This is a genomic window from Herbaspirillum sp. C7C8, from assembly GCF_022627875.1.
Classification (GTDB): Bacteria; Pseudomonadota; Gammaproteobacteria; order Burkholderiales; family Burkholderiaceae_D; genus Herbaspirillum.
In genome coordinates this window covers 1-3214 of record NZ_JABXGG010000042.1, presented here as the reverse complement: position 1 = coordinate 3214, position 3214 = coordinate 1, and the positions used below count along the sequence as shown (strand labels likewise).

2 protein-coding genes are annotated in these 3214 nt (G+C 51.8%); one reads left to right on the top strand and one right to left on the bottom strand.

The window, feature by feature from the left end; all coding sequences use genetic code 11:
* Positions 1-478: 478 nt before the first annotated feature.
* Positions 479-1948, bottom strand: coding sequence for a hypothetical protein (locus HWE01_RS22530; protein WP_241822946.1), 1470 nt, complete (start codon positions 1946-1948; stop codon positions 479-481).
* A 261-nt stretch (positions 1949-2209) separates the two neighbouring features.
* On the opposite strand from HWE01_RS22530, the gene HWE01_RS22525 reads away from it, so the two are divergent.
* Positions 2210-2842, top strand: coding sequence for a recombinase family protein (locus HWE01_RS22525; protein WP_241822945.1), 633 nt, complete (start codon positions 2210-2212; stop codon positions 2840-2842).
* The last annotated feature ends 372 nt before the right edge of the window (positions 2843-3214 follow it).

The window sequence follows — 3214 nt, the reverse complement described above, 5'->3', positions numbered from 1 at the left end:
GGAAAGGGCTGAATCGGACATATCTATGAAGCCGGAAATTTCTACTTTAGACCGGTACTAATTCTGGGGTACGGTCAGTATGGGGCAGACTCTACATCATTACCGTACTAATCTTGGGGAGCAGGTCAGTGTCGACATATACGGAAATTTCTACGGGTCGAATTTTAATGACCCTTGGTAAGAAAATATGAAACGCTGCAGGGGCAGCCTACGTATGCTGCCCCCCGTATGAGCGCAACCCCGGCATGACCGACTTCCGGAAATCATACTTTGAGACGGGTTGTGAGTTAGTCTCGTGTGCCGAGTCCACACCAGGATGACCGCACTTCTCGAGTTGGGCGAATCATCCATTTATGTATAGGGCTACTGTAGCACCATGATTTGATGTAGTACGAGCGCTCACAATCAACAGACTCTGTAACTACTGGCTGCTGCTAAAAAATACATTATCTCAGTGCTACATTTCCCGTCAGCCTCATTACGAATCTGTGCCAGCCATATCAACCGAACTGGCAGCACCGCGCGATATCGCATGCCGTACTAGGTCTGCCAGCTTGGCGGACCAAGAGTCGTTCCAGGGTCGTGCATCGTCACTTTTTCCTTTGCTCTCTGGGGCTGTCTCAGGTTGGTGCCGATTCAAAGCATCCATCATCTCCAGAAGCGTTTTCTTTTGCTCTTTGCTGAGAGCACCACCTGCCTTAGCGTTATCGTAAGCTAGCAACTGCTGCAGTTGCATCTTGTAATTGGCTGGATAACGCATTTTCTCGATAGGGAGTAGGTCGTCGTAGTTCTTAAGTCCCATCTCGTTCACTTCTCGCCAGTCGCCAGTATTGGCAGCTCTGGTTGTTAGTCCATCCCAGAGATTGCGGTCGATTTCATTCAACTGTTTGACAGCGGCCATCCGCTCATCTCTCGTGTAGGTGCCAGAATCATCGTAGTAGATGGCAACCACTTCGTTCCTTGTAAGCGAAGTGAATGGACTAGGACCATTCCCCCAAGCATAGTCGGTTGCCTTCATAGCTTGGGCCAATCGGTCTGGGTCATTGCTTATCGGGAGGTCGGCACTTCTCATGCTAGGTAAGCTACGCACTGCCTTCTCATACTTGGCCATTAGCTCATTGCGTGGTAATGACGCATCTGCCTCAAATTTCGCCAAGTCTGGCTTTGGTAAAACACCTACATCGGCAGTCGCAACGGATGGCAAACCATCTACCTCCGGTGTCGTCGCCCATTTATTCAGTTGTGACAGGAACTTCAACGCATCCAAAGGTGATGCCGCGGAATAAGTGGCGCCAGATTCCGCCATTACTTGAAGCTGCACCGCATAGGATTGCGGATACTGTGCCTGCTCTATAGGTGACAAACTCTTCAAGTGGTCGAGTAGCTGCTTCCCAGTCTCCCGAGAATTCGCCCCCTCACCGCCCTTGTACGTGGACATGGCTTTCGCAAAAGTCTGCTGACGCCACTGGGATTCTTGGTTCTTTGCCTCGTCCAAAGCGGCCTTCCGCTCATTGACTGTAAATGAACCGCCCTCATCGTAAGCAATGAGGGCCAGTTGGTCGCGAGATAGGCCTGAAAACGGATTCGCCCCCTTCCCATTAATCGAGTCGGTGGCTTGTTTTGCTCGCGCAAGCAGCGTCGGGTCATCCGTATTCGGTACCTCCGCATCGTTGGCCGCTTTGTTCGCCTGGTAGCTCAGGCCGGTGAGTTTATCGACTATGGACGTAGCTGCCGCTGCAAGACCACTACTACCTATTTTTGCATCACGAGCTGCTGCCCTGGTTGCCGCATCACTTATCTGCTGCGCCAGCGTGGAAACTGTGGCCACAGTCTCGGCCGGTGCGCCCACGGCTGAAGCATACGCAACCTTCACGGCGGACGACGCCGGCGGCGCATCTGGCGCCGCAATGGTCGAAGGGGACGCTGTGTACTTTGAAATTTCGTTCACGATTTCTCTCCTTACACCTGTAAAGAGCATTAACGGCCGACTTTCTCACTTCTTAAGAACCTGACAAAATATTGATTTTTGATTTCAAAGATACAACTTTTGGCGAGACCAAGCGCTCGGGAATTTCGGCCACGCATATCCAGCCGTCTGGAAATCGGTGGTTTTCCGGACACCTCCGCCAAACATCGATTTCGGCCGCTCTATACCTCTTCAAGTGTACGGATTCCCGTACGCAAATTATCATTCGAAAAAGGGTATGCAATGGCAGTTATCGGATATGCGCGTGTCAGTACAACCGAGCAAAGCCTCGACCTCCAGCTCGACGCGTTGAAGGCGGAGGGTGCAAGTGAGATATATGAGGAGAAGGCAAGCGGTAAATCCGCCAACCGGAGGGAGCTCGAACACTGCCTGAGGGCTCTCCGGTCAGGCGACGAATTGGTCGTTTGGCGACTTGACCGGCTTGGACGAAATCTCAAGGACCTGATTCGAATAGTAGAGGACCTGAAGGAAAAGGGTGTTTTCTTCAAGTCCATCACAGAGCGCATCGACACATCTGGACCGACAGGCACGCTGGTCTTCCACCTCTTCGCTTCACTGGCGCAGTTTGAGCGGTCGCTGATTCTGGAACGTACGCAGGCGGGAATGAAGGCGGCGCGCGCTCGAGGAAGGAAAGGGGGACGACCGCCGGCCCTGGATGCCGAGAAAGCGCGTATGGCAAAAGCCATGATGAAAAATCGGGAGTTTTCAGTTGCTAGCCTAGTGCGGCAATTTGGCGTGAGTCGAACAACTCTCTATGAACTGGCTAACCAGGACAGAAACACTGACGCCAACTCGTCCGAACGAACAGGCCTCGCTTCACGAAGCAGCTCAGAAAATATTGGAGATAAATTTTGACAATAAGTCATAGGCGCAACACACCCAGAAGCCCAGTGTCGGATATTTGATGCAAGCCTTCCAAGCTGCCCCCATGGACGGCAGGAACGCAAGGACTATGAATATGCGCAATGTCCAGCGGGTAAGCGTCACTTGCTGAGACAATGAGCTTTTCCGCTTTTCAAGTTCACCACGTAATCTTGTGGGGTAAGTCTTCACCTTCCCAAGCACTGGCCCAAATACATATTCATACCCAGATTGCAGACGAGAGATTTGCTGCCGCACGTTCATAAGGACTGCCAGCAATACAGCAGTGACTAGAACTCATTTCATAAATAGCGCCGCATGAGGATGACGGAGAAAGCGAGATGAACAAAGCCGGTGTAATGATCG

Excerpts from the sequence above, each read along its gene's own strand:
- HWE01_RS22525 (WP_241822945.1), top strand. The coding sequence starts at position 2,210 with ATGGCAGTTATCGGATATGCGCGTGTCAGTACAACCGAGCAAAGCCTC.